Genomic DNA, 26,654 nt, shown 5'->3' with positions numbered 1-26,654 from the left:
CACTCGCGGAGCCCAACACGTTACACCCGCCTGCTGACGCAGGCGGGTGTAACGTGGCTTGTCGAACCGCCTGCATCAGCAGGCGGGTGGCGCACAACCAACAGCTTGAAACGACCGGATCCCGGATGGCGTTCCCTCCCGACCGGCGATCGCCCTTCGTAGGTACCACCAACCGGGGCGAGCAGCCATATCGCGACCGACCGCGCGCCTTCGGCTCATTTATCCGCCGTCAGCGTGATTCGCTTGGCACCGTTTTTGACCTCACGCTGATACTCCACCCACAGCGCGTCCAGTTCGTTACGGGCTTTGCCCTGAAGGTTCTTCGCCGCCTCGTACCGGCGCTTCCGCTGGGTCCCCTCATTCGCCCCCGGGCCGCCCTCCAGTTCGATCACCCGGCGCAGGTCGCGGCGCACCAGTTCCGCCTCGCCCTTCAGATGGTTGTGGTACGCGCTCAGGTACCACAACCCCGACTCGTTCGCGTGGTTCAGCAGGGCGTCGTCGAGCCACGCCCGGACCTTCTTGTCGTCGCCCTGTTCCACCAGTTGGGCCCCGGTGGCCAAGCTAAATCCGTCGCGGCCCGCTGCGGCCGGGCCGCCGGTGCGCACGATCTTGACCGGCTTACCGGCGGGCACGCGGCGCCTGTAGCCCTCGTGGTCGCGGATCAGTTTCGCCAGCAGTTCCGCCGGCGCGGCGCCAACCGCCCCGGCGGCGGTCGCATCGAAAATGAGGTTCACATCCGCGTCGTACCGCGCGGCCTCGATCCGCACCCCGTCGAACTCCGGGTACGCTGGCGTCACTCGCTTCACCCGATCGAGCAGGTCGCTGAGCGGAAGCACGTCGAGCGCCGGTTTGTTGGGCGCGACCGCGAAGAATTCGGCCCACCTGGGGTCAGCCTGGATCGCACCGAGCAGCTTCGCGAGTTCGTCGTTTTGCTTCGCGCTGTCGGCCACTCCCCGTAACGTGTACCGGTTGTCGGCGTCAAAGAGCCCGCGCTCGATGAGCACGCCGTTCCATTTCTTTTGGTCGGCGGCCATCTCTTTGCGCAGGTGAGCGGTCAGGCTCGCGCCGAACGTGGGCGGGTCCCCCTTCGGCTCCGCCACCGCGCCGAACGAACGCCCGTTCTCTTGGGAACCATCCGGGGCGAGGTGCCGATCGGTCAGTTCCTTGAACTTCCGCCACACCTTCTCGCCGTCACTTTTCGTCACGGTTTTGGCGTCGAGCGTGAGCGCCCCGTCGGCCCCGAAGTGGACTCGCGAGACGCGGGCGTCGTCCGTCGTCTTGTCGGCCCACTCGCGCAGCTCGGCGAGCACCTTTTTCGTCGCGACGACCTTCATCCGCTTGACCGATATGGCGCCTTCTGCAAGGCGCTGGTACCGCCCGGACGCCGCGCCCCCTTTGCCGGCGAGTTCCTTCAACACGGCCTGGAACGTGGTCGTCAGCTCCTTCTCACCCGCGACCGTCAGCCCCGGTTGAGCGCCCACAAGCACCAAACGCCCCTCGGAATCGAACTCCGCCCCCGGGTCGATGCGCACGCCGTCGAGGGGCGGTCTGGCCGCGACCGCGGTTTGCAGCTTCTGCGCCAGCTCCGGAACCCCCGGCCCCAGCAGGGGCTTGAGATCGATCAGCACCCGCGGCGCGCCGACGAACAGTTCGGGCCATTGCTTGCGGCATGCGTCGGAGATGGGGCCGGTGCGGACGGCGTCCTCGCTGAGCCGTACTCCAGAAAACCTGAGGTGGAGTACGGTGTAACGCGCGGCCGGGTCGGGATTTTGGGCGTCGAACGCGAGGCACACGCGGTCCGCACGGAGCCGGCGCGTGGCGGCGTCAGTTGAGGTCGCGAGCAGTTTCTGAACGTCCGCCGGAGTGAGCTTCCATTCGACCGCCTTCAAACCGTCAACGACGAGCGGCTTCTCGCCGACGAGTTTCACGGCGGGGCTCTTCGCGAGGCGTTCAGAAATGGCGCCTGCTACCCATTTCGCAACGGCTTCGTCCTTGCCACGGCGGCCAGAAAGCACCACCGCACCGTCGGGGCCGAACCGGCTCGACGCGAACAGAACCCGGTCCGCGGGCGCGTCGCCCTTCGACCCCGCCGCGTTGGCCGCGGCCTGGAGCACGACGTGCGGGTGATCCTTTTCTTCGACCTTTTGCACCCCGGACCAGTCGAGAACGAGGTTCGCGCTCTTGAGCACCTCGCGAACGAGCTTGGCGGTCTCTTCCTGCGCGGTCGCGAACGCGGTCGGGGCGCCCTCCCGGGCGGCCGGAACGTCGAGGAACGCTCCGGTGAGTTTCGCCCGGCCGTCGGCAACGGTGAGGGCGTCCACGCGGAGCCGCTTTTGCGCGTCGGACCCGGTCGCGAGCCGCTTCTGGACCTCGGCCGCGTCCCGGGCGACGGCACCCGGCGCGAGCGCGACGAGGGCCGCGAGTGCGAACGAACGGAGCGGGGGCATGGGGTTCCTCGCGCAGGTCAGTCGCCGGAGGCCGTTCGCGCCGGTGCGCCGTCCGCGGGCGGCGCCGGTGGCGGGTCGCAGGGCAGATCGATCACCACGTCGCCGCCGCCGACCGCAACGGGTTCGTTCGGCGGCGCGCCCGAGCCGCCGGGTCCCGAGCGCTCTTGTGGCTCCCCCCCGGGCTCGCGCGCCGGCGGCTCGCTCGCGGCCGCCTCTTCGACCGCGAGCGGCTCGAGGGCGAGCGCCTCTTCGAGCGTGAGCCCCTCGTTCGCCGGCACATCTTCGACCGCGAACGCCTCTGCGAGCGGCTCGCGCGCGGGTACGTCTTCGCGCGCGAAAACCTCTCCGACTACTTCGGGGGGCTCAGGCCCCTCGCGCGCCGGGTCGGTGACGCGCAGAACGACCAGCGTGCAATCGTCGTTGACCATGTCGTTGCCGCGCCGGAGCACGTCCAGTTCCGCGCGCCAGTCGGCTTCCGCGAGGCCCTCGAGCCGCTCCCAGTCGACGCCGAGTTCGGTCGCGGCGCTTTTGAACAGCCGGGCCGCCACGGCGTCCGTCGCGAGCACGAACCGGTCGCCCGGCTCGCACGTCCCGGCGGCCGCGAGCGCGGCCGTGCGGTACCCCGGGCTCGACCGCACCAGCAGCGGCGCCGACCCGAACTGGTCCGCCGCGACCACCGGGAACGTCGCCAGCAGCTCGCCCCGGCGCACCCAGAACAGGCTCGCGTCGCCGACCGCGCACGCGCGCCACGGGCGCCCGCCGGTCGCATCCGCGGGGCCGACTTCCAGCCCCAGAAGGGTCGCGGCGGCGCCGACCTGATCGACCTTGGCCTGCTTCGACCAGTTCAGCCCGTCGTAGTTGATCGCCGCGCGCCACTCCGCGCGCAACCCGGCGACCCATTTGTTCAGAGCCGCGGGGTCCCGAACGTCCGGGCGGTCCGCCAGAAGCCGCCGGCAGAGCTGCTGCGCCCAGATGCTGCAGTAGATGCCGCTGCTGGCCCCGTCGGCAACGGCCGCGGCGCCGCGGCCCTCGTCCAGCGCGTAGGCGTCCTCCCACTGTTCGGGGGTGTTGCCCATCTTTTGCGCCCACATGGCGCACACGCCGGACAGCCCGGCCCCGGCGTCGGCCCAGGCGGTCGCGTCCTCCTGGGGCGCGCACGCGAAGATCGCGTCCCACGGGTCGGCGAGGTCCCACTCGTTGACGAACGCGCCGCGGCGCGCCGCGAGCGCCGCCGACACGTCCGCGAGCCGGGAGTCGGCGGGGGCCGCGGGCTGCGGGGCGAAGGTGTAGTGCAGCAGGCGCGTCGGCCCGTGGGCCGTGCCGAGCAGGTTCAGCGACCGCGCGGTAGTAAAGTAGCTGTCGTCGTGGTCGCCGGCGCCGGCGCAGTGGATGACGACCGGCGGGCGGCTCGCGTAGCGCCCGGTGAGCCACACGGACACCATCTGGTAAACGCCCGCGAGGGCCGCGCCGGCGGACGGCTCGCCGGCGCAGGCGGGGAGCACGGCCCACTTCCGCGGGAGCCCGTCCCCGTCGCGCGGGACCGCCGGCGCCCCGGCGACGTGCGCGAGCGGCACGAACCGCGGCTTGGGGTCGCCGTCGGGGAGCAGCGAGAGGAGCTGCTGGCCCTCCTGGTCGGGCGCGCGGTAGCCGAGCACGGCGACGTCGAGCGCGCCGACCGCGTACCCGGCCGCGGCCGTGTTCACCAGCCCTTCGATGAGGTCGTCCGCGAGGAGCCGCGCCGCCTCGACCGCCGGCGCCTCGCCCCGGGGGGTGACCACGTCGCGGGTCATCCCGCCCGAGAGCCGCAGGAGCAGCACGAGGCACCCGGGCGGCGGCTCCGCTGTAGTTTCATGTTCCAAGTGGCGGGTTCCAAGTTAGGGGCACGAAACCAGGCTCCCGACCGTCGGGCGTGGAACTCGGAACCTGGAACTTGAAACGTGCGCTCACCGCAGGTGCGGGGGCAGGGTGGCCGCCGCGACCACCTGCGTGCCCACGTTAAGCAGCTTCAGCAGGCTCACCGCGTCGGCGTTGAACGCCATCGCCTTGCACCCGAGCGGGGCCGAGATCCCCTTCACCTCCGCCATGTGCCGCAGCTTGTCCGGCAGCGGGCTGGACATGCCGAACAGGTCGCGGGCGTACTCGTCCGGCAGGGCCGACTCGGTGGAGGGGAGGAACACCGGCTGCGCGTCGCGGCCCGACAGGTGGCAGTTGAACAGCAGCACGCTCCCGTCGGCGGTGGCCAGCGCCTTGAGGTCCTCGGCGAACGGGACCGGGATCCCGTCGGTCGACTCGCCGTCGGTCAGGTTGATGACCATCGGCGGGAAGCTGTTCGGGTGCGCGTCGATCCACGCCTGGAGCACCTGCTTGCCGTACCCCAGCGCCGTGCACATCGGGGTGCCGAACATCTCCGTCGGGGCCGGCGAGCGGAACCACACCGGGAACGCGATCTGCCGCTCCACCTCGGTCAGCCCGCCGGCGCCGTCGTCCACGAACTCCTTCTTGCGGCGCTGCTCGATCTCCAGCGGGTGGTCGTACAGCTCGCTGATGCTCACGAGGTCCCGGCCGGCCAGCCCGAGCTGGAACAGCGGGCGGACGATCGCGACCCCGTTGGCGTCGGTGGTGTACCCGATGAGCCCCACGTCGAAGTAGTTGCGGGGCTTCTCCTCGCCCTTCTCGCAGCTCGTGATCAGCTCCTGGAAGAACCGGTTGATCGCGGTCGAGACCGTGTCCATCTTGGCCCGCTGCGTCCCCGCGATGCCGTCGAGCATCGAGTTGGACAGGTCCACCAGGAACACGATGCACCCGGGGTTGGAGCGGTCGATCTGCATGTCGTAGGGCACTGGCGGGGCTCCTTATCTGTGGCAGAGGTCGGGTCGGCTTCGGGGCAGCGTTTCAAAAGGTCTTGTCGCACACCATGCAGTACCGCGCGCCCGGGGCGCCGGGGATCTTGCGCCGGCAGGTCGGGCACGCGTCCGCGCCGCCGTCCTTGGCGGCGATCGCCGGCGGCTTGGCGACGGTCGGAACGGGCGGGCGCGGCGGGGCCGGCACCGGCGGTTTCGGACCCGCGACCGGTCCCGGCGGTTTCGCCGCCGGGGGTGGCGGCGCCACGGGCTTCGGCGGTGCCGGTCGCGGGTCGTCCAGGTCGAGGATCGAAGCGACCGGGCGGCGCGCCGGCGCCGGGGGCACCAGCGGCATCGGCAGGCCGTCGTCGTAGTCGCCGGCTGCAGGGGGCGCGGGAGGCGCGGGCGTAGGTGGCGCGGCAATCGGAGGGGGGACCGGAACCGGCGGCGGGGCCGGCGCGATCGGCGCGGCGACGGGCGCGGTCACCGCCGCGGCGCTGGTGCGCACGACGACGGTTACGGCGCCCGCGAGGCGGGTGTCCCCCGCACTCACGGGGGCCTCGCGGCGCGCGGGCACGTCCTCGCAGAACACCTTCCCGTCACGAATCCAGTACCGGAAGGCGACATCGGCCGCCCCCCGCGCCCAGACGGTACACGCCCGCGCGTCGCCGCCGACCTTCACCGGCTCCGCGCCGAGGTTGACGGTGATCGCCTCGCGCTCGCCGAACCGCACCTCCAGCCACGCGCTGCGGAACGCGGCCTCGACGACCGCGACCATCAGCCCGATGCAGAACCCGAGCAGCGCCGCCCCGCCCAACCGCCCGGCCCAGTCGCCCGCTCCGGACGCGACCAGGAACGCGACCGCGCCGAGCAGCCCGCCGCTGAGGCCCGCGCCGGTCGCCTTATTGCCGTCGAGGTTGGGAATGAAAAGGCTCACCCCGCGCCCGAGCAGGCCGCCGAGCAGCACCCACCCGACGACGAACCCGAGCTTCGCGCCCCCGAGGCCGAGCAAGAGGGTGTAGAGCACCTGCCCGACGCCCCCGGACACGAGCCCGGCCGCGCCGGCGCCGGCGACCACCAGGGCGAGCGGCACGCGCCCCGGCGCGAACGGCTTCTTCCCGAGGTGCCGGTTCTGCCCGGCGAGCAGGGCGAGGCACAGACCCGTCGCCACGAGCGCGGTCCAGAGGCCGGTCGACGCGATCCCCCACGCCGACAGCTCCCCGGACGCCTTCGGGACGGTGAGCTTCACGCTCTTGGTGCTGACCAGGGCGCCGCCCGTGGCTACGAACTGGATCGCTCGCGCCCCCTCTTTCGAGGCGTCGCTCGCAACGAGTTCGAGTTCGCCGTCGTCCTTCCCTTCCGGGATCGTGAGCCGGCCGGCGGTGACCCCGTCCGGTAGGTTCTCCAGTCGCACCTCAACCGGACCGTTGTGGTAGGCGCGTCGGACCGTCACGGGCACCTTGACCGTTTGCCCCGGCTGAAGGTCGAAGTCGTTCGGGGTGTACAGCTCCAGGCGCGGCTCAACTTTGAACCGGTGGACCACCTGTTTTGGCCCCGGCCCGCCGCCCGGGAGCTTCGTGAGGCTGTTCTTGATCTCTTTCCGCTCGCCGTTGGCCAGGATGTTGACCCGGTAGTCGCTCCGGTCCGGGCCGCCCGTGCAGCGCTGGAAGAAGTTGACGTAGATGGTGTAATCCCCTTGCGGGGCGCCGCCCTCCGGCCAGAAGATGTTCTCCACCGGCTGAGGGTCGATGGACTGACACCCGGCGTTGCGGTCCACATCCAGGCGGCCGCGGGTCGGGGACGCCTTCTGCTTGTACCAAATTTCGTACCCGCTCGGGTCGACGCAGTGCAAATCGAGGTCGTTCGCGTCGTCCCAGATGAGGGTGATCTGAACGTCCCCGGTGCTCCCCTTCGCCTGCTCGACGCGGCGCCGGAAGTCGTCGGGTAGCGGCGGGTTGCCGGACGGGGCGGTGGGTTTGGTGACGAGCGTGGCCCCGGGTCCGGCGCCGGCCGATTTCGCCGCGTAGCCGCCCGCGGCCAGGAGCGGCTCGCCGACGAGCCAGCCGGCCAGGGCGCCGACCGCCCCGAACGCGCCGAACAGCAGCACTTTCTTCCAGGTCGCCAGCAGGCTCATGTCCGTCCCAGTCGGGGAAATGGGTCCGCCGCCGCTACGGGGCCGACTCGAACAGCTCTTTATGCGCGGCCACGCCCGCCGACAGCCCGAGCACCCGGGTCGCGATCCGGGGGGCCTTGCCGGCCCCCTTTTGCTCGGGCGTTCTCAACTGGTCTACCAACTCCATTTGCGGTTCGCACGCCTTTTTTAGAGCCGCGACCGATTCTGCCGTCCAACGCGGGGCCGCCCGTTGGGACACCTGCTCGCGCGCGGCGTTGTACCCCACGGCCGCCCGGCTCACCGCCGTGGGTTTGAGCGCTCCGGGCACCTCCTCGGCCCCCTGCGCCACGACAAGCGTGTTGTCGCCCGGGTGGCGCTTCGCGAAGTTGAACTCGGTCAGGCCGGCGACCTCGTCCGACAGCGGGGCCTGCTTGTACTCCCCGTTGCCCGCCTCGTACTTAATGACGACCTCTTTGCGGGGCGTCTCGGCCCCTTTCACGAGCACCTTGTCATCGAGCCGGGCGACCGGCGGGATGAACGCGTCGGCGAACTCCTGGACCTTGTCGCGGATCAGCTTGCGGGCGGCGGCGCTCCTCGTCCGCGCGTACCGCTCGTGAACCTTCTTCAGCCACGGCTCGGCGTTGGTCGGGTTGTCGAACAGGTCCTCCTGCGCGAACAGCGCGAGCAGCTCCTCGCGGGCCGTGTACTCGTCGGCTCCGGCGCCCCGCCCCTCAATGCTCGTTCGCAGCTCCGGAGCCAGCGCGACCTTCTCCGCGTCCGACCGGCGCAACTCGTCACCGAGTTCGGCGAAGTGCCTGTTGAGCCCGCGGAGCGCGTCCAGTGCGGTTTTACCCACATTGGTGTCGCGGTCCAACGGCAGCTTCGCCTTGGTTGCGCTGGCGTACTCGCGGTCCGCCAGCGCGGCGAGCCGGTCCACGACCTTCAGCCGCGCCTCGAGTCGCCACACCGTTGCCCGCGCCTTGTTCGCGAACCGTGACCGCTGCGCGTACTCGTCGATCAGTTGCGTGGCGTCCGCTACGGCCCGGTCCGCGTCCGCAGCGGACTCGACCGGCGGCGGCTTCAGGAGCCACGCCCGCACGGCGCCTTCCGCCCGCCGAGCGGCGGTCTGGTCGCCCGCCCAGGTTGTGTACTTGTCCTTCAACTTGCCGACGAACGCCGGCTTCTCGATTCCGGACAGAAACGTGTCGAGGTCCGTGAGGTCCGCGGCCCGCGCCCCTGCGGCCTTCACGACCGCGTCCGCGTCCGGGTCTGTGGACCGGTCGGCCGCGTCGGGCGCGCGGTACCGCCACGTCACCCCGATCGCCTTGCGGGTCTCGGCCGCGGCGGTCGCGGCCCTCGCGGCGGTCGTCGGCTGGTCCCGGGGCGGGTCGGGCGCCGGAGGGGGAACCGGTCCCAACGCGTCGAGCCGCGTTGCGCTGTGGATCTGCCAGGCCGCGTAGAGCGCGAAGGGGGCCGCCAGGGCGAGCACCAGCGCGCTACTTTTCACGGAATTCATGACGCCCCGTCCGCAGGTACCACGGGTTGATGTCGGCTCCGGCGCCGGACCTGTCGCGCCCGGCGGCCCAATCCGGGCCGGTTCCCGGCTCGGAACTTGGAGCACGGAACGGGAAACGGCTGGGATCAGTATAACCGCGACCGGTGCCGGGTTCTCCCGGTTCTTAACCGCCGCTCACCGGCTCGCGTAAAGGGCCTTTACGAGGCGCGACCGGATCGGACGCCGTAATCGAAAAGCCCCGGCCCCGCCGGCTATGATGCACCAGATCCTTCGGCGCCGGAAAATTTTTCCGAGCGCGCCCGCGGTCGCGGGCAAGACACGGTAGCGGACACAGGAAGCGTTCCGGGTTCCACGGTCCGAGTTCGAGCGAAGGCACGACGCCCCGTCCTCAACTTGGGACGCGAAACCCCGAACTTCCCCGACAGGTTTCCCATGCCGACCAGACACGCCGATCGCCTGATGCCGACCCTCCGGCGGGTCGTACTGGGCCGCCAGACGGCCGCGCGCACCGACGGCGAGTTGCTCACCGCGTTCGTCGCGTCGGCCAGCGGGGACGCATTCGCGGAGCTGGTGCGCCGGCACGGGCCGATGGTGCTCGGGGTGTGCCGGCGGCTGATCCCCGATCACGCTACCGCAGACGACGCGTTCCAGGCGGTGTTCCTGGTGCTCGCCCGGCGCGCGGCCGGCGTGCGGCCCCGGGAGCGGGTCGGCGCGTACCTGTACGGGATCGCGTACCGCACGGCGCTCAAGGCCCGAATGGTTCTGGCTCGCCGCCGGTCCCGCGAAAAGCAGGTAGATGTCATGCCCGAACCGCCCGCACCGCCCGCCGCGCTCGCGTGGGGCGACGTTCAACCCGTCATCGACGAGGAACTCGCCCGGCTGCCGGAAAAGCTCCGGACCGCGGTGGTGCTGTGCGACCTCGAGGGGCGCCCCCAGCGCGAGGTGGCCCGGCAGCTCGGGGTGCCGCCAGCGACGCTCGCGACGCGCCTGGCGGCGGCCCGCCGCTCGCTCGCGGCCCGGCTCACCCGCCGGGGCGTTACGCTGTCCGGCGGCGCGCTCGCCGGGCTGCTCGTCACGCACGCCAGTGCGTCCGCGGTGCCGCACGCGCTGGCCGCGGGCGTCGCCCGGGCGGCCGAGGCGGTGGCGGCGGGCGGGGCCGTCGGGGCGGCTGTGTCCGCGCAAGCCGTTCAACTATCCGAAGGGGTGATGCAAATGATGATGCTCGCCAAACTGAAGGCGGTCACGGTGGTCGCCGCCGTCGCACTGGCGCTCACGACCGGGCTCGGCGTGGGGCTCGTCCCCGCGGCGGCCGGCGAGGGGACGGCTACAGTCACGGTCACCGCGACCACACCGGCACCGGACGGGCACGCCGGCACGGTCCGGCTCAAGGAGCGGGTGCAAGCGGACCCCGTGCCGGACGACGCCTTGTTCCTGCGCCGGCTCAGCCTCGATGTGCGGGGCACGGTGCCGACGCCCGTCGAGACCTGGTTCTTCGTGTCCGACCCGGACGCGGGGAAGCGGGCCAAGGTGATCGAGTGGATCACCGACGACGAGGAGCGGCGGGTCGCGGCCGCGAAAAAGCTCGGCGTGCCGGTCGAGCGGGTGCGGGTGCTCCGCGCGAAGCTCTCCGCCGACGGCCGGTCCGTGTCGCTCATCGACCCGAACATGGTGGCGAAGTTCGCCGACACGATCGAACTGTCCGCACCTGATCTGGCGATCACGACAGACGTTCTGCAGGACGAGATCACCACCGATGTGACCATCGCCCCGACGGTTCAAGGGGTCGTCTACGACGTCAAGAGCAGCGAACCCGGCGCCGCCAAGCCCCAACCCCCGGCCGACGGAACGAAGAAGACGGTCGTTCTGCGGCGGGTGCGGTCGGACGACGCGAAGCCGGAAGCGGCGGCCGAGTACCGCGTCGAAGATGTGTTCACGGTGTGGGGTACGACTCCGGACGATAAGAACCAGCAAACCAACCAGACCGTCAAGTTCCGAGCGGTCGTGAACGTCGCGCCCGGGTCCGACGCGGAGTTCCTCAAGCGCGTTCTGACCGACGCCCGCGGGACCGCCCCGACCGCGCTGGAGCTGAAGTACTTCACCGAGGACAAGGACCCGAAGAAGCGCGAGAAGCTACTCGACACGCTGCTGAAAGAGCCCGCCGTTGCGAAGAAGCTCGGCGACGAGTGGAAGAAGAAGATGCTCGCGCCCGGCGCCCCGCTCGCAGCGAAAGAGGCCGACTTCTTCTACTTCGTGACGCCCAAGGTCGTGGAAGGCAAGTCCACCCTCGATCTCAAGGTGCAGCCGTTCGTCGTGCCGCTTCCGCCGAACGCCCCGAAGCCGCCCGCGCCGCCGAAGCCGCCGACGGTTACGGTCACCGGTGTGGCCACGCCGCCGAAGCCGCCGGCCCCGCCCGCGCCGCCGGTCACGGTTCAGGGCACGAAAGTGGTCGTCACGTCCCAACTGAAGTCCGACAAGCTCGAGAAGCTGGTCGGGGAGCTGATCGCCGCTCAAAAGTCAGACGACGCGCTACTGGAGGCGGTCACACTGGCGACCCAGAGCCGGCTCCCGACCGACGCGGAGAAGAAGTTGGCCAAGGCCGCCGTCGGCGCCGCCGCGGACCGTAAGACGGTGTGGGTCGCGGTTGCCCGGGCACTCGCCGGAACCGAAACAAAAGCTCAGGACGTAATCGAACTCAAGGTAGTCCCATCGATCGCGCCGAAGCCGGCCAAGCCGTAACATCTGCTGTCGCACGGGCCGGCGCTCCGGCGCTGGCCTCGTCGTTGCGCCGGCCTGCGGTGCAGCGAAAGTAGAACCCCACCTCGCAGCTCCGCAGCGACTTATCAATCGGCACCGCGGCACTCGCGGGCTCACAGCGTTCTGACGCACGCGACCAGTTCGGCGTGCGTCAGAACGCGATCGGCGGGGAACAGCACGAACCCCGCGGGCGATTCGGCGCAGTCGACGATCACCTGCCGGTCGTTGGGCACCAGGAACCCGTCCTCGCTGGCGATGTGCCCGCTCACCAGCAGGTCGCACCCCATCTTGCGGAGGAAGTTGGCCGCCGCGTCGGCGCTGGTGTCGCGGCCCCACAGCAGACTATGGACCGCCCCGCCGGCCTGCAGGTCTTCGTCTCGGTAGGCCTCGGTCTCCAGACGCGCCGGGTCGAACACCGGAAGGAACCGCGCCGCCGGGAGGCTGTGCGTGATCAGCACCCCGCTGGGGGTGCGGAGCGCGACCGGCAGCGCCCGGAACAGGTCCAGGTAGGCCGCGTAGATCTGCGGGCCGAACGCCGGGCCGTAGGCCTCCGTCACCCCCTCCTCGAACCGCCGGTTCTGGTTCTCGTCGGCCTTCATTACGGGCCGGTTCGTCCACTGCGCCAGTTCGTGATTCCCCGGTAGGTAGTGGACCTGTTTGGGGAACTGCCCCTTGAGCGCGCAGAACAGATCGACGAGCTGGTGCGACTTGTCCCCGCCCTTCGGGTAGCGGAACTTCCCGTGAATCACCTCCTGGAGCACGAAGTGCCGGGTCGGGTGAGCCGCGAGGTCGGCGAGTTTGAGCAGCGCTTGAAAGTGCCCGACGTGCCCGTGCAGGTCGCCGGCAACCAGCACGTCGGTGCAGTTCTCCAGGCTCACCGTGTGCCCGCGGCGGCCCGGGGTCGCGCGGACCAGCGCGAGGGCCTGGCGCAGGTGCGTCAGCATGCGATCGGGGGCGGGCACTGGCGGTCCTCGGCGAGCGGGATGTACGCCCATTGTATCGCGCGCACCCGTTGAACACGCCCGGTCGCCCCCTCGTGCGACCGGGCGTGTTCAACGGGTGCGCGTTCGGGCAACAGCGGTGAGCGAATTGCCCCTCAACACCCTCTCAGCCGTTTCAATCTCGCGCAGCGCGATTCTGGCCGTTGAGTGTGGTCCGCTCACTCCGTGAGCGGTCGCTCCGCGCATCCGATTCGCTCCGCGGGCTTGCCGGCCCCGGCGTTGTGCGCCACGCGCACCCGACACCACGAGCGACCGCTCACGGAGTGAGCGGACCACACTCAACGGCCAACGCACGGATACGCTGCACCAACTTGAAACGACTGTCTCCCGTGTGGGAACGGCAAATGTGACACGACTACCGGGCACGTGGATGCGAAGCGTATGCGCCGCAACGGCGGCAGCCAAAACAGGCACCGACGACCGAACCGTAAATCATGAACTCGCATCGAGCACGGTTCGGATCTTCCGGGCCAGTGACCAAGGCGTGAACGGTTTTTGCAAGAACGCGTCGGTCGCTTCGACGATGCCGTGCCGCACCACGGCGTCGTCGGTGTACCCGCTGACGTACAGCACCTTCACCCCCTCGTACCGCGCGCGGACCGCTTCGGACACCTCCCGGCCGCTCATTCGGGGCATCACCACGTCCGTCAGCAGCAGGTGAATCGGCCCGGCGTGCGCGTCGGCCGCCGCCAGCGCGTCGAACCCGTTCGCCGCTTCCAGGACGGTGTACCCCTGCGTCTCCAGTGCGAGCCGGGAGAACTGGCGCACCCCGTCCTCGTCCTCGACCAGCAGCACCGTCTCGGTGCCCCGCGGGGCGAACCGCACCACGGGCTCGCGGCTGGGCGGGTCGCCGCTGGCCGGCAACAGGATCTTGAAGGTGGTGCCGACGCCGAGTTCGCTGTACACGTCCACCCGGCCGCCGCTCTGTTTGACCGCGCCGTGTACCACCGCCAGCCCCAGCCCGGTTCCCTTGCCGACTTCCTTCGTCGTGAAGAACGGCTCGAACAGCCGGGCCTTCACCTCCTCCGTCATCCCCACGCCCGTGTCCGAAACGGCCAACTGGACGTAGTCGCCCGGGGGGCAGTCGGGCCACGCCGGCATCTCCCGGTTGAGCCGCACGTTCCGCGTCTCGATGGTCAGCCGCCCGCCGCGGGGCATCGCGTCCTTCGCGTTCACCGCCAGGTTCAGGAGGACCTGTTCCACTTGCGTCGGGTCCGCCGTCACCCGGCTCAGGTCGTTCGCCAGGGCGGTTGTGAGGATGATGTCCTCGCCGATCAGCCGCCGCAACAGGCTGGCGGCCTGGGTCACCACCTCGTTCAGGTCGATCACCTTGGGGGCGACGATGGCCTTGCGGCTGAACGCCAGCAGCTGCGCCGTCAGCCCCGCGGCCCGCTCGCCGGCGGCGGTCATCTGCTGCACCATGTCGCGGGCCGGCCCCCCGATCGTGAGCTGCTCGAGGAGGATCTGCCCGTACCCGTTGATGATGGTGAGCAGGTTGTTGAAGTCGTGCGCCACCCCGCCCGCCAGGCGCCCCACCGCTTCCATCTTTTGCGCCTGTTGGAACTGCTCCTCCAGCTTCTTCCGCTCCGTCATGTCGACGATCACGGCCGTCACCAGATTCGGCGTGCCCTTCTCGTCGCGGGCGGCGACCACACTCACCTGCCCCCACAGCACCGAACCGTCCTTCCGCCGGTAGCGGCGGTCGGCCGCGTAGGACGGCACCTCGCCCCGCGCGGTCCGGGCGTACTGGGCGAGGGCCGCCTCCCGGTCCTCGGGGAACAGAACGTCGGCGATGGTCAGGGCCGGAAGGTCCTCGGGGGCGTAGCCGAACATCCGGAAGAACGCGGCGTTCCCCCGAAGGTAGTGTGCGTCCGGCGAGGTCTCGACCATCGCGACCGTGGTCGTGTCGAAGAACGCCTGGAACCGCCCCTCGCTGGCCCGCAGCTCGCTCTCGGCCTGCTTCTGCGCGGTCACGTCCTGCATCTGCCCGACGTACAGTTGCGGCCGGCCGTCGGCATCGCGGACGAGGGACACGTTGGTGACGCACCACAGGACGCGGCCGTCGCGGCGGACGTACCGCTTTTCCTGCACGAAGTGGATCGCGCCGCCCCGGAGCCATTCCCGACGGGCGCGGCTCTCGTCCCGGTCGTCCGGGTGCACGACGTCGAACACGGACCGCGCCAGCAGCTCCTCGCGCGTGTACCCGAGCAGCCGGGCGAGGGCCGCGTTGACCCGGATGAACCGGTGCTCGAGGTCGGCGATGCCCATCGCGAGGTTCGTGTCCTCGAACGCGCCGCGGAAGATGGCCTCGCTCGCCCGCAGCGCCTCCTCGGCCTCCTTGCGCGCCTGAATGTTGCGGCTGACGCCGACCAGGCCGGTGACGTTGCCGGCGCGGTCGCGCAGGGGCGCCTTGGTGGTCAGGTGCCACCGCTCCCCGCCCCGCGGGTGGCGCACCCGCTCTTCCTTATTGAATACCGTCTCTCCCTGGCGCAGCACCCGGAGGTCGTCGTCCTCGTACTGCCGGGCCAGCTCCGGCGGGTGCAGATCGAACACCGTCTTACCCACCGCCCCCGATTCGTGCACCGCCCTGGCCATCTCGTCGTGCGCCCGGTTGCTGACCACGAACCGGCCCCCGGCGTCCTTCGTCCAGACCGCATCGGGCAGCGCGTCAATGAGGGTGCGCAGGAGGGCCCGCTCCTGGCGCAGTTGTTCTTCGGCGGCGTACCGCTCGGTCACGTCCCGGAACACCAGGACGGCCCCGCCGATCGCGCCCGCGACGGTGCGGATCGGCGCGGCCGAATCGTCGATCGGCCGCTCGGTCCCGTCGCGCGCGAGCAGGACGGTGTGGTTCGCCAACCCGACGACGGTCCCCTCCGCCAGCGCCCGGCGCGCCGGGTTCGCGACCGGCTGCCGGGTGTCCGCGTTCACGATGTCGAACACGTGCTCCAGCGGCCGGCCCGTTGCCTCGGGCTGCGTCCACCCGGTGAGCGCCTGGGCGGTCGCGTTCAGGAACACGACCCGGCCCTCCGGGTCGGTGGTGATGACCCCGTCCCCGATGCTCGCGAGCGTCGCCCGGAGCAGTTCCGCCCGGTCGTGGGCGACTTGCTCGGCCGCGCGGAGCCGCAGATCGAGTGCGTGCGCGGCCCACCCGGTCCAGAGGACCATAACCGCGAACACGGTTCCGCCGCTCACCACCATCAGCGCCAGCCCGAACGCGGTGTCGTAGTAGCCGGCCCGCTCCCCCGCGAGTCGCACCGCGCCGAGGGTGAACAGCGCGACGAACACCAGCGGGAGCAGCCGGCGCACGACCAAGCCGCCGGCCGTTCGGCTCGCGAACAGAACGACCACGCCCCGGCGCGGGCGGGCGGCGAACACACCGAGCGCCAGGATGATGAAGGCAACGGTCGTCTGGATGGAGACCGAGGCGTATGCCCCCGTGCGGTAGAGCGCCTCGACGCCGTACGTGTGTCCCGCCAAAGCGGTAAGGGCGACGAGAGCGGCGAGGACGGCCGCCAGGTGCGCGGGCACCCAGCCCCGAACCGTCGGCGCGTCGAGCAGCAGCAGGGCCGAACCGAGCAGTACGAAGTTGGCCGCGGTGGCGGGCGCCAGGCGCTTGGGGATCGTACCGTCCGCGTCCGGCCCGGCGCGAACGAGTAACCCATCAATGCCGAGATCGCAACCGAACGCGTGTTCGATGAGGGTCACGAGCCCGATGAGGACGGAGAAGGCCGCGGCCGCCCTCCCGGCCTTACTGCGCGCGCTCGGAACCAGCAGCCACAGCGCGCCCCCGGTCGCCACGAACGCGAGGGCCGTGTTCGCCTTCACGACCAGAAAATCCGGCAGGTCGGCCATCGCCCGCCCAGCGGCCAGCCACCCGACCAGAATAACAGCCCCGAGGCCTCCGGTCACGGCTGCGACCGCACGGCTGAACTGGTGGAACCGGCGATCGGGCAAAACGAGTGCGGGATCGTCCACAGGAAGTAATCCGTAAACGCTCCCTGCTGCCAACAGGGCCGCGAGGGTGCGGAGCCCGAAATGATCCCTGTACGGGTAATCGTATGGCTAAGGCTATCACATCAGGCGGCCGACGCGCGCCCAAGGTCGGCACGAAAACCACCGGCAGCGGTTAATTCTGAATCATGATTGAGCTTGCTGTGGAATTTTTTCCATGTGTAGCAGGAAAGGAGCAGGGCCGACCGTTGACGAACGGTCGGCCCTGCTCTTGAGCGCATGTGGTGTTCGTGACCGAGACGGGCCGGCGACGAGAGGCGGCAATCCGGCCCGCGGCCGCGGGCTCAGGGCTTCGGGTCAAAAGTCCGATCGTCGAAAGTTGTAAAGTCGCAAATCCAGTGATAATGATAATTTGTGACTTTACGACTTGCTGACCTGACGACTTTTGACCCGAAGCCCTTACTTCTTGATTTCCGCGCCCTTCGGCACGGCGAACAGTTTAACGTGCTGGCGCAGGTCGCGGGTCAGTCCGGGGGTGTATGTCAGTGTGAGGACCGTCTTGCCGTCCTTGGTCTCGTCGGTCACCGCGATTTTGTCCTGACCGGACCCGGCCCACGCGAAGACCAGCAGCTTCTCCGTGTCAAAATTGACCAGCTTCTTCACGTCGTCGGCCGCGTCTTTGAGGACCGCATTTTTGGCGAGGTCGTCCGCGGACTTGATCTCGGTCGGCTCGCCGGCCTTTCCCTCGCGGGCCGGTGTCACGTTCAGTTCCTTCGTTTGTAACTCGCGCACCACCTGCTTGTCATCAGCCGTGAGGGCCGGCACCGCCAGGAACGCTATCGCCAGGAGCGCGTTGTGCATGTTTTCTCCATCGGGTTACGAGCGCGGCTGCGCTCACCAATCAGACGCCGCACGCCGGCGGTTCGATTGCTATTTTTGCCGGTTCGCGACGGCCTGTTTGGCTTCCGTGTCGTAATCGCCCATTGCCCAGCAGACGACGGCGTCCGGGAGCCAGCGGCTGAGCTTGACGATCAGGTGCAACCGCCCCGGGAAGTTGTACACCTTCTTCCCGGCCTCAACGGCGGCGATCATCTTCCGGGCCGCGTAAGCCGGCTCCATGAGCTGGGGCATGTGGAACGTGTTGGGCGCGGTCATCGGGGTTTTGACGAACCCCGGGCAGATGGTGGTGGCGCGGACGCCGGTGCCGCGCAGGTGCATCCGCAGGCCGTCCATGTACACGTTGACCGCGGCCTTACTCGCGCAGTACGCGGACTCGGCCGGCAGCCCGCGGTACGCCGCCAAGCTCGAAACCGCGACCAGGTGTCCGCTCTTCCGCGCGAGCATCTCGGGGAGCGCCGCGGACAGGGTGTAGACCGCACCCATCAGGTTGATGCGGAAGGTGCTCTCGACGTCCGCCATGTTCACGGGGTCGCGGAGGGTGGGGCGCCCGATGCCCGCGTTTGCGATCACGAAGTCGACCGGGCCGAGGGCCGCCCGCACCTGAGTGAACGCCGCTTCCACCTGCTCTCGCGCGCCGACGTCGGCGGGCACGGCGAGCGCCTGCCCTCCGGTCGCGGTGATTTGTGCGACGAGGTCGGCGAGCGGTTCGGCCCGCCGCGCGACCGCGCCGACCTTGTACCCCTTCGCGGCGAGCTGTTTGGCCAGTTCCCAGCCGATGCCGCTCGACGCCCCGGTCACCAGCGCCACCTTGCCCGCGGACGATTGCGCCATGAGGCCCGCTCCATGAGGGAGGACTGTTGCGGGCAGTGTACGAACCGCTACCACCGGCGTTTTGCGCCGTCGGTCTGCAAATTGGCAGCGACGGCTTATGAGTTGAGACGAGCGGACCGGATCGGGCGGGCGGGCGGGAAGGTGGTGGCAAATTCGCCGCCCAAGCGTTCGATTGTTCAGGGCGTGAGCCGCCAGTTTTTACAGAAGATGCACTCATCTGGCAACGGGCGGCACATAAAATGTATTGAATTTCTTCGACGCTTCCGCTATTACGCGGGGCGTCATGCCGCGGAGCTCTCGCACCTTATTCTCCCGCCTGTTGGCGGGGACATCGGGGTGCGCGTCGCGGCGAGTAGCCGGATCGCCGAGGCCGGGCCGACCACCGCGCCGTGAACCCACGCGGACCCCTCTCCACGTCGGCCGCCCGCACCTCCCCGACCCGACACACCGGGTGTCACAAACGGGTCCATTTTCCCCGCACGTTGGGGCCGCCGCCCCGCGCGCGTAAAACGCCAATCTCAACGGTGCGAAGATGTCGGCAACTGATCTGTTCTTGGCGGCAATGCTCCTTTCGGCTCCCGTGGGAACCCCCGAACAAACCCCGTCCGAAGAGCGCTGGGTTTCGGTCCGCAACGCCATTCACCAGACGGCGATCAAGTGGGAGATCATGGACCCGCGCGAGGAGCGGTACCTGTTGGGCACCCGCGACGATTTCCTGAGCGACCTGGACCTGCTCCGCAAGCGCTACGCCGACCTCGCGGACGCGCCCCCGCTCGCCGACTGCCACCGCCTGCCGGACCGGCGCACGGTGAACGAGCTGATCCGGTTCAACCGCTCGTTCCGTAAGGGGTTGGAGGAGCGCGAGGTGTGGGAGGCGGACCGGTCCGACCTGTTCCAGCAGGCGATGAAGGAGACGGACCGGGCGTACCAGCAGTGGGACGCGGTCCGCGACGCGCAGTGCGATTTCTACTACGTGACGGTGCGCCGGGCGGCCCTCAAGAAGCTCCGCGACTCGATCGGCGCCGAGGCGTTCGCCGCCGGGGTGATGCCGTCGTACGTGCCCGAGTGGCGGTTCGCCTCAGCCCCGTGAGCCGATTCGACCGTCGGACGAAGCCGGGTGTCGTCCGATGAGTGTCGTCTGGCGCCGGGGCGCCGACCTTGTGCTCCTGGCTCGCCGCCCCCGAACGGCGCTGTACCCCCCGTTACAGCGCCGTTCGGGGCGGGCGGCATGTGGGGCCGCCGACGGGACACTTGTAGGCGCCCGACTGGTACCTTTGCGGGCTAATCGCTACCCGCTCACTACCCCCATGCAGCTCGCCTTGGATGGCGAAAGTACCGGATGCACGGGTTCTCGGATGCCGCGAGTGGTAAGGATTACCGGTAAGAATTGCATCTTCTTCGCGCGAAATTGCAAGTCGCGTGCAGCTTGTTCACTCGGTCCCATTGACCCCAAATTTGCGAACGTGGATTTGCTTGGATTTGAAGCGGTTTGCGACCTCACGCCGCGGCCGCGTGAGGTTTGGCACGGGGGGTGCTTATACTATTTTTGTCGTGAGGGTTCTTCCCCCAGAACCCCGACCAGAGGCCGGTAAGGTTCCCCCCAATAAACCACCGCCTCCGCATCCGGTTTGCTTCCATCCCCCCCAAGTGAGCCGCCCGGTCCCCCACCGGGCGGCTTGCTCGTTTTCTGGTGATCAACGGTAAAGCGACTGAACACCTCGGATTTGGAAGACTCTGTATAATCACCAGGACATTACCCGAGCCCGCACGAGCTTGCCCATGAGTGGCCCGGTCTACGTGATGCCGACACCGCTCACCGGTCCGGCCCCGGCTACCGGTTCGGCCGAGGTCGCGGACCTGCTTCGCCAACTGCTGACGGCACAGCGGGAGCTCGTGGCTCTGCACAAAGCGCAAGCGGCGAGCCAAGACCCCAACGGGCGCTGGAAGTCGTTCCTCGCGCGGTGGGCCGAAGAGTTCCCGGGCGTCGGCGGCGCGTGCAAGCGCGCGCTGCCGGCCTTGGAGCGCGCGTACATCGGCATGATCAACGAGGCGACCGAGCGGCTCGCCGAGGACGACGGACTACTGGCCAACGAGTTCGCTCTGGCCGAGTTTCTGGACCGCTACGGCATGAAGCTGGCCCAGATGGGGAACATCATCAACCAGCTTTCGCCGCTCGCGGACGCCAGTTCCGCGACCGATAAGAGCTGAACCTGCGCCCGACAAAAGAGACCGGAGCCGAGGTGCGGACGAAAGCCCCCCGCCCTGCTCCGCCATTCGTTCCGGACCCGCTGCATGGAAATCGCACCCGCCGACCTGACCCGCGTTCGCGAGCTGTACACGCAAGGGTACTACCGACGGGCCTACGACGCGGCGACCGCGTGGGGGCCGCTGCGGGGGTGGTCCGGCACGGCGGCCCGGCTCATCGGCGGGCGGCTCGCGATCCAGTTGGGCGGGCCGAAGCTGGGGCGCCAGATGCACCTGGCGGCGTTCCGCGCTACGCCCGCGCACCCCGAGGCCATCTACTACCACGCGCGCTACCGCATGGAGCGGTTCGGGCCGCTCTCGACGTGGCGGTTCATGCGGAACAACCCCGACTGGTCCGACGCACCTCCCGAACTGCACGCCGACTGGCTGGCGCTGCACGCGTTCATCGTGGCGCGGCTCCGCGACTTCGACCGCGCGGAGCGACTGCTGAACCGGTCCGAGGCGATCGCTCCGGACCGGCCGTGGCCGTGCATCGAGCGGTCGAGCGTGTACGAACTGGCCGACCGCCTTGATGACGCGATGGCGGTGGCGCGGCGGTCGCTCGAGCTGCACCCGTGGTTCCGGCCGGGGGTGCAGTCCGTCGCCCACTTGCTGCTCCGGCAAGGGCACGACCGTGCGGCCCTCGAGTTCCTCACCGAGGCCGATGCGAACCTGGAGAGCGGGCTGATCGCGGCGCAACTGGCCGCGCTGCAAACCGACCTCGGGTACCACGCCGCCGCCCGGCGCACCCTGGACCGGTACGCGGACCTGTCGCCGCTGCTCGAGCCCGAACTCGCCAAGTGGCAGTCGGCACGGCGAGCCGACTGCGCGTACTTTTTGGGCGATCCGGCCGCCGCGGCACGGTTCGCGCGAGAAGTGAAGGACGAGTTCTACGACCAGTTCGCCGATCGCCTCGACACACAAGCACGCGCGAGTGGCGCTCCTCCGGGTGCGGACGGAGTGCGCGACGTGCCAGGCGGGGGCGATTCGCTTGAGCAAGGGCCTCACGGTTCCCGTTCCTCGGTGCCGTCTCGGTCGAAAATCGCGCTCGACTTCCCGCCCCTCCCAGTGGTCCCGAGCGTGTACGAACTGCTGGCGCGGTTCTGGAAGCACCCGCTGCCGGAGCGAGGCGAGAGCCCGCCTCCGGTCGACGGTCTTCCGGACGCGGCGGAACGCGACCGCGCCGAGGAAGCCGGCTGGGTCGCGTGCGATTTTACCCTCTCACTCGACGCGGCCGTGGCGCTGATCGGGCGCGGCGTGCCGTTCCTCCTCACGCTGGTCGAAGCCGGGTTCTCGCAACCGCGATTATGTGTTGGTGCGGATGCGATGCGCGGCACGGTTTCGGTGATCGACGGCCAGGACCGGCGCCCGGTCGACGCGCCCGCCGGATCGCTGCTGAAGCGCTTCAAGCCGTTCGGCCCGCGCTGCCTCGCACTTGTCCCGGCCCACGAGGCGAATCGGCTCGACGGCCTCCCGGGGCTCACGGACGCCGAGCCGCGTGAGGTACTGTACGCGGTGCAGAAGCCGCTACTGGGTCACGACCGGGCGGCCGCGGAGGGTGCTCTCCGGGTGCTGCGCGACCGGTTCCCCGGGAGCACACTTTCGCTCTTCGGTGAGCTCGCGTTAGCGCGGTACGACGCACACCCGCTGAAGTTGCTTGCCCTGTACGATCGACTGCTCGCCTTGTACCCGCACGAATCGACCTGGGTGCTGGGGAAGGCGGCCGTGCTGCGCGAGCTGCACCGGTTCCCCGAGCGCGACGCGTTACTTGCGGCCGAGGGCTGGCGCCGTGCGGCCGAGCCCATGGTCGCCCAAACGCTGGCGCAGGCGCTGTTGCCTGATCCGCGGCGGCAGTACGAGGCGGCGCTACTGCTGCGGCACTCGGTTCAGGTGCGCCCCACCGCCGCGGCCGGCTACTACCTGCTCGCGTCGCAGTGGTGGGAGGAGCGGCGGTTCGACGAAGCCACCGAACTGTACCGGTTCGCCTGCACGCTCGAGGAGCGCGAGGACCAGTTCGCCGACGCGTACTTCCGCGCGGCCCGCGCCACCGAACAGGTTCCAGAGGCGATTCGGTTGTTCCAGCAGCGGGCCGGCCGGGCCGCGGTGCCGGTCCCGGCGGCGACGCGCGCGCTGTACCACGCGCTGCTCGACCGCGACGAACCGCAGCAAGCCGCGGCGGCGGTCGATCAAGCGATTCGGAAGCTCCAAGACGCGGCGACGGCTCCCGCTGTGGCGGACAGCAAGGACACACCCGGGCCGGCCCGCGAGCGCGCGCTCGCGCTCGGTGAGCTTTTGTTGTTTCGTGCGGAGTGCCGCGCGTCCGCCGACCGGTTCGCCGATGCCGATGTCGATCTGACCGCGGCGAAGCCGCTCGTGCCCGCCGGCGCGTGGCACAAGGCCGCGGCGCGAGTCTCACGCACCCGGCCGGACCTGGCGGCCGCGGGCGCACACTACCTCGAAGTTGTCAAACTCGACCCGCTCCCGCTGGAGGCGCATCGCACGCTCACCGCGCTGCTCGCGGAGACCGACGGCCGCGGCGCGGCGCGGGCGCACTTGACCCAGGCGTGCCAGCGGTTCCCGCACTACTACCCGCTGCTCAAGTTCCGGGCCGAATTTCTCAGCGGCGACCCCGAAGGCGACGCCGAGCGAGCCCTTCGGGATCTGCTCGACGTGTGCCCCGACGACGCGTGGGCGCTGCGCCAGCGGGCCCTCGTGTGCGCGGACCGTAAGCGCCTGGACGAGGCACTCGCCCACGCCGTCCGGGCCGGCGAGCTGGAGCCGAATCACGTGTGGTACCATTCGGTCCTCGCACAGGTCCACAAGCGGGCGGACCGCACCGCGGAGGCGGCGGAGGCGATTCGCGCTGGGTTGCGGCTCAACATCGACCAAGAGCCGCAAATCGCCGAGCTGGTGCAACTCGCCCGAGGGCGCCGCGAGAAGCGCGACGCGCTCGAATTCATCGAGGCCGAGCTGAGGCGCCAGCCGCACACAGGGGAAGGACTGATCGCGTTCGTCGGCGTGTCGCACCACGTGTTCCAGGGCAACAGCGACCCCGAAGATCACACGCGGCTGCTCGAAACGCTGGAACAGATTCTCGACGACCGCCCGGACCTGTGGCACGCGTGGTCGGCGGTCGCTCAGCAGCTGACCGGGTTGGGGCGACTGGACGAGGCCCACGCGCTGGCCCGCGAGGCGGTCGACCGGTTCCCGCTGCTCGGGAAGCTGTGGCTCGACCTCGCCCAGGTGTGTCACGCTCTGGGCAACGCCGACGGCCGGCTCGACGCGCTGCGCCAGGCGGTCGCCGTCTCGCCCGGGTGGTCGCTGGCGGCCCGCGAGCTGGCCGAGGCCCTCGACGACGCGGACCAGCGCGACGACGCCATCGCGGTGCTCGAGCGGGCCACGGTCCGTAACCCGACGGACGCGCTGGCCCACGGGTTTCTCGCGGAGCGGCTGTGGGACGAGGGGCGGTCGCGCGAGGCGCTCGACCGCGCGAAGACCGCGGTCCGGCTGGAGCCCGGGTACGACTGGGCCTGGCACGCGGTACAGTTGTGGGCCGACCGGATGGAGCTGCCCGACGAGCCGGCGGAGCTGACCCGCGAGCTCGCCCGCGACCGGGCCGGCGACCCGCGGGTGTGGCTCCGGCTCGCGCGCACGCTGCACCACCCGCGGTTCAACGACGAGGTGCTCGCCGCCCTCGACCGCGCCATCGCGCTCGAGCCGAAGAACGTGGAGGCGCACGACCTGAAGGCCGAGCGGCTCGCCGAGATGGGGCGGTTCGACGCCGCCCTGGAGGCGGCCCGCCCGCCCCAGTTCGTGGACGACGTGCCCATGATCCTCCAGGGCCGCGAGGCGTGGGTGCTGGCCCGCCGGGGCGACTACGCCGGCGCCATCAAGAGCATGGACGCGCTGGTGCAGCTCGACCCGGCCTACGTGTGGGGCTGGCACCAGCTCGCCGACTGGTACAACGAGACGGGCAAGTCCGAGCACTACCTGGAGGCGGCCTCGGCGCTCGTGCGGCTGCAGCCGCACCACCCGACCGGCTGGACCATGCGCGGCGAGGCCAAGCTCCAGACCGGCGACCGCGAGGGCGGCAAGGGAGACCTCCGCGAGGCGCTGAAGATCAGCGCCACCTACTCGCCCGCGGCCGCGATCCTGTTCGACGCGTGCCTCGCGGACGAAGAGTACCGCGACGCGTCCCTGGCGCTGGCCGTGCTGCAGGAGCACGCGGCCGGGCCGGAGGTCGCGGTGAAGCAAATTCAGCTGGCGTGCCGGCTCGACGACGCCGACACCGCGACCCGCGCGTTCACCGAGATCTGCGAGGGGCCGGGCGCGTCGGCGTACCCGGTCCAGTCGGCGCTCAACGAGCTCCAGTCGGCCGGGATGGGGGACCGGGCGCACCGGGTGCTGCGCGAGTCGTGGCAGAGCGGCGGCCCGTTTCACCCGTGGGCCCCGATCTTCTGGATCGAGTCCCGGGAGGGGCGCGAGGCCGAGCCGAACGAGCGGCTCCGGGCCGCGGACGCCGTCATCCGGGCGCACCCGCGGTTCGTGCCGGGGCACGACTGCAAGGCCGAGCAGCTCGCGCTCGCCGGGCGGTACGAAGAGGCGCTGGCCGCGTGCAAGCCGGCCGAGTTCGCCGAGCCGCTGCCGCTCGAGTTGCGGGGGCGGGCGGCGTGGATCGAGGCCCGGCGCGGGGACCGGGCGCGGGCCGTTTCCGTCATGCGGCAGCTGGTGACCGAGCACCCGCAGTTCGTCCACGGGTGGCGCCAGCTCGCGGCGTGGTACGACACCGTCGGGCGGCCCCGCGAGTGCCTGGAGGCGAGCGAGCAGTTCGTTCGGCTCGAGCCGCTGAACCCGCTGGCGTACATCTACCGCGGCGAGGCCCGGCGCGGGGTGGCGGACCGGCGCGGCGCGATGGCCGACTTCCAGAAGGCGTTCGACCTCGACCCGACGTTCGAGGCGGCCGGGCTGAACCTCATCACGGAGCAGCTCGCCGCGGGCGACGTCGCCTCCGCGGGAAGGTCGCTCCGGACCCTTCAGGAAACCGCCAGCGGCCCGCTGGTGCGGCTGCGTGCGGTCCAGGTCGCGTGCCGCCAGGGGGACCCCGAACCGGCGCTGGCGCGCTTCCGCGAACTGGCCGCCGACCCGGACGTGACCCGCGGCACCCTGCGCGAGGCGGCGCTGGCGTTCGACGCCGAGGGCTGGTCCGGGCGCCTGACCGATGACCTCAAAGACTTGGCCCTCGCGCCCGACGCCAACGCCGACATCGCGGGGCTGTGGGCCGATCGGGCCGTCGCCGAGGGGGCGGCGGAGCAGGTGGCCGAGCGGCTGCCCGAGCTGCTCGCGCAGAACCCGGCGGCCGGGCGCGAGCTGCTGCTCACCTACGTCTGGTCGCTGGCCGAGGCCGGCAAGCCGGTTCAGGGGGTCGTTCAGAAGTACAACGACGCCCTCCGCGCCGACGACGTGGCGTGGGCGCGAGCCGGTGCGGCGCTGGTGACGGCCGGGCACCACGGGATGGCGTCCGCGTGGCTCGCCGACTGGCGCGACCGGGCCGGCGTGGAGCCGTGGATGCTGCGCCCGCTGGTGGTGGTGTTCCACCTGCTGGACCAGGACGAGCGCGCGCTTGATGTGTGCCGCGCGGCGGTGCGGCTGGGCGGCCCCGAAGAGCTGCTGGCCGAGTTCCGCGCGTGGCTGGCGCTGGACCTGGCGCTGAGCGGCCAGCCGGCGGAGGCCGCCACCCACGTCGCGCGGGTCGACGGCGTGACCGCGTCCGACGCGACGCGCCTGATCGTTGCCATGGCTCAGGCGGTGATGCTGATCAAACAGGCCGGCCCCGACGGCAAGGGGGCGGCGTTCAAGGAAGCGAAGGACACGCTGCGGGTCGCGGCCGGCGCGTGTGCGGCGAAGGACGTGCCCCCCGGTGCGGCGCGTGCGTACCGACGGGTGGTCTCGTGTGTGGCCGGCGAGGCCGGAAGCCTGAGCGCGAAGCTGTGGGCCGTGTGGCAGCGGCTCGCCCCGTGGGTGAAGTGAGGGCAGAGAACCGCGCAAGAAGGAGGGACG

13 protein-coding genes are annotated in these 26,654 nt (G+C 70.4%); 4 read left to right on the top strand and 9 right to left on the bottom strand.

Features of this window, described 5'->3' with window-relative positions; all coding sequences use genetic code 11:
• Nucleotides 1-215: 215 nt before the first annotated feature.
• The 5 genes from GobsT_RS03530 to GobsT_RS03510 form a co-directional block, all read right to left on the bottom strand.
• Nucleotides 216-2,447, bottom strand: coding sequence for a hypothetical protein (locus tag GobsT_RS03530; RefSeq protein WP_010047256.1), 2,232 nt, complete (start codon nucleotides 2,445-2,447; stop codon nucleotides 216-218).
• Nucleotides 2,448-2,464: 17 nt separating this feature from the next.
• Nucleotides 2,465-4,306 carry a protein phosphatase 2C domain-containing protein gene (locus GobsT_RS03525; protein WP_148087595.1) on the bottom strand — a complete coding sequence of 614 codons (1,842 nt, stop codon included), beginning with the start codon at nucleotides 4,304-4,306 and terminating at the stop codon, nucleotides 2,465-2,467.
• Between the two features lie 84 nt (nucleotides 4,307-4,390).
• Nucleotides 4,391-5,287: a vWA domain-containing protein gene (locus GobsT_RS03520; protein ID WP_010047260.1), complete on the bottom strand. Its 897-nt coding sequence runs from the start codon at nucleotides 5,285-5,287 to the stop codon at nucleotides 4,391-4,393.
• Between the two features lie 52 nt (nucleotides 5,288-5,339).
• Nucleotides 5,340-7,421, bottom strand: coding sequence for a YfaP family protein (locus GobsT_RS03515; RefSeq protein ID WP_010047261.1), 2,082 nt, complete (start codon nucleotides 7,419-7,421; stop codon nucleotides 5,340-5,342).
• A 34-nt stretch (nucleotides 7,422-7,455) separates the two neighbouring features.
• Entirely contained in the window at nucleotides 7,456-8,916 is a 1,461-nt protein-coding gene (locus tag GobsT_RS03510; RefSeq protein WP_109571329.1) for a hypothetical protein, read from the bottom strand.
• Nucleotides 8,917-9,348: 432 nt separating this feature from the next.
• Between GobsT_RS03510 and GobsT_RS03505 the strand changes: the two genes are divergently transcribed.
• Nucleotides 9,349-11,652: a sigma-70 family RNA polymerase sigma factor gene (locus GobsT_RS03505; RefSeq protein WP_109571330.1), complete on the top strand. Its 2,304-nt coding sequence runs from the start codon at nucleotides 9,349-9,351 to the stop codon at nucleotides 11,650-11,652.
• A 131-nt stretch (nucleotides 11,653-11,783) separates the two neighbouring features.
• On the opposite strand, the gene GobsT_RS03500 is transcribed toward GobsT_RS03505, so the two are convergent.
• The 4 genes from GobsT_RS03500 to GobsT_RS03485 all read right to left on the bottom strand — a co-directional run bounded on the left by GobsT_RS03500 (nucleotide 11,784) and on the right by GobsT_RS03485 (nucleotide 18,353).
• Nucleotides 11,784-12,632, bottom strand: a complete 849-nt coding sequence (locus GobsT_RS03500; protein WP_157507127.1) for a metallophosphoesterase — start codon at nucleotides 12,630-12,632, stop codon at nucleotides 11,784-11,786.
• A gap of 471 nt (nucleotides 12,633-13,103) precedes the next feature.
• Entirely contained in the window at nucleotides 13,104-16,646 is a 3,543-nt protein-coding gene (locus tag GobsT_RS03495; RefSeq protein WP_109571332.1) for a hybrid sensor histidine kinase/response regulator, read from the bottom strand.
• 435 nt (nucleotides 16,647-17,081) lie between these two features.
• Nucleotides 17,082-17,483 carry a hypothetical protein gene (locus GobsT_RS03490; RefSeq protein ID WP_109571333.1) on the bottom strand — a complete coding sequence of 134 codons (402 nt, stop codon included), beginning with the start codon at nucleotides 17,481-17,483 and terminating at the stop codon, nucleotides 17,082-17,084.
• A 69-nt stretch (nucleotides 17,484-17,552) separates the two neighbouring features.
• Nucleotides 17,553-18,353, bottom strand: coding sequence for an SDR family NAD(P)-dependent oxidoreductase (locus tag GobsT_RS03485; RefSeq protein ID WP_010043996.1), 801 nt, complete (start codon nucleotides 18,351-18,353; stop codon nucleotides 17,553-17,555).
• Between the two features lie 532 nt (nucleotides 18,354-18,885).
• Here GobsT_RS03485 and GobsT_RS03480 point away from each other — a divergent pair.
• The 3 genes from GobsT_RS03480 (at nucleotide 18,886) to GobsT_RS03470 (ending at nucleotide 26,624) form a co-directional block, all read left to right on the top strand.
• Nucleotides 18,886-19,443: a hypothetical protein gene (locus tag GobsT_RS03480; protein ID WP_148087594.1), complete on the top strand. Its 558-nt coding sequence runs from the start codon at nucleotides 18,886-18,888 to the stop codon at nucleotides 19,441-19,443.
• A 689-nt stretch (nucleotides 19,444-20,132) separates the two neighbouring features.
• A complete protein-coding gene (locus GobsT_RS03475) occupies nucleotides 20,133-20,561 on the top strand; it encodes a hypothetical protein (RefSeq protein ID WP_010044001.1) in 429 nt (142 codons plus the stop codon).
• A gap of 84 nt (nucleotides 20,562-20,645) precedes the next feature.
• Entirely contained in the window at nucleotides 20,646-26,624 is a 5,979-nt protein-coding gene (locus tag GobsT_RS03470; protein WP_010044003.1) for a tetratricopeptide repeat protein, read from the top strand.
• Nucleotides 26,625-26,654: the final 30 nt, after the last annotated feature.

Origin of the sequence: Gemmata obscuriglobus, from assembly GCF_008065095.1 — a bacterium.
In the GTDB taxonomy this organism is placed as follows: domain Bacteria; phylum Planctomycetota; class Planctomycetia; order Gemmatales; family Gemmataceae; genus Gemmata; species Gemmata obscuriglobus.
This window is presented reverse-complemented; position numbering and strand designations above follow the sequence as displayed.

What these genes read in the sequence shown, in the direction of transcription:
- GobsT_RS03490 (WP_109571333.1), bottom strand. Translation starts at nt 17,483, where the DNA reads ATGCACAACGCGCTCCTGGCGATAGCGTTCCTGGCGGTGCCGGCCCTC.
- GobsT_RS03510 (WP_109571329.1), bottom strand. Translation starts at nt 8,916, where the DNA reads ATGAATTCCGTGAAAAGTAGCGCGCTGGTGCTCGCCCTGGCGGCCCCC.
- GobsT_RS03530 (WP_010047256.1), bottom strand. Translation starts at nt 2,447, where the DNA reads ATGCCCCCGCTCCGTTCGTTCGCACTCGCGGCCCTCGTCGCGCTCGCG.
- GobsT_RS03475 (WP_010044001.1), top strand. Translation starts at nt 20,133, where the DNA reads ATGAGTGGCCCGGTCTACGTGATGCCGACACCGCTCACCGGTCCGGCC.
- GobsT_RS03515 (WP_010047261.1), bottom strand. Translation starts at nt 7,421, where the DNA reads ATGAGCCTGCTGGCGACCTGGAAGAAAGTGCTGCTGTTCGGCGCGTTC.
- GobsT_RS03485 (WP_010043996.1), bottom strand. Translation starts at nt 18,353, where the DNA reads ATGGCGCAATCGTCCGCGGGCAAGGTGGCGCTGGTGACCGGGGCGTCG.
- GobsT_RS03480 (WP_148087594.1), top strand. Translation starts at nt 18,886, where the DNA reads ATGTCGGCAACTGATCTGTTCTTGGCGGCAATGCTCCTTTCGGCTCCC.
- GobsT_RS03505 (WP_109571330.1), top strand. Translation starts at nt 9,349, where the DNA reads ATGCCGACCAGACACGCCGATCGCCTGATGCCGACCCTCCGGCGGGTC.
- GobsT_RS03470 (WP_010044003.1), top strand. Translation starts at nt 20,646, where the DNA reads ATGGAAATCGCACCCGCCGACCTGACCCGCGTTCGCGAGCTGTACACG.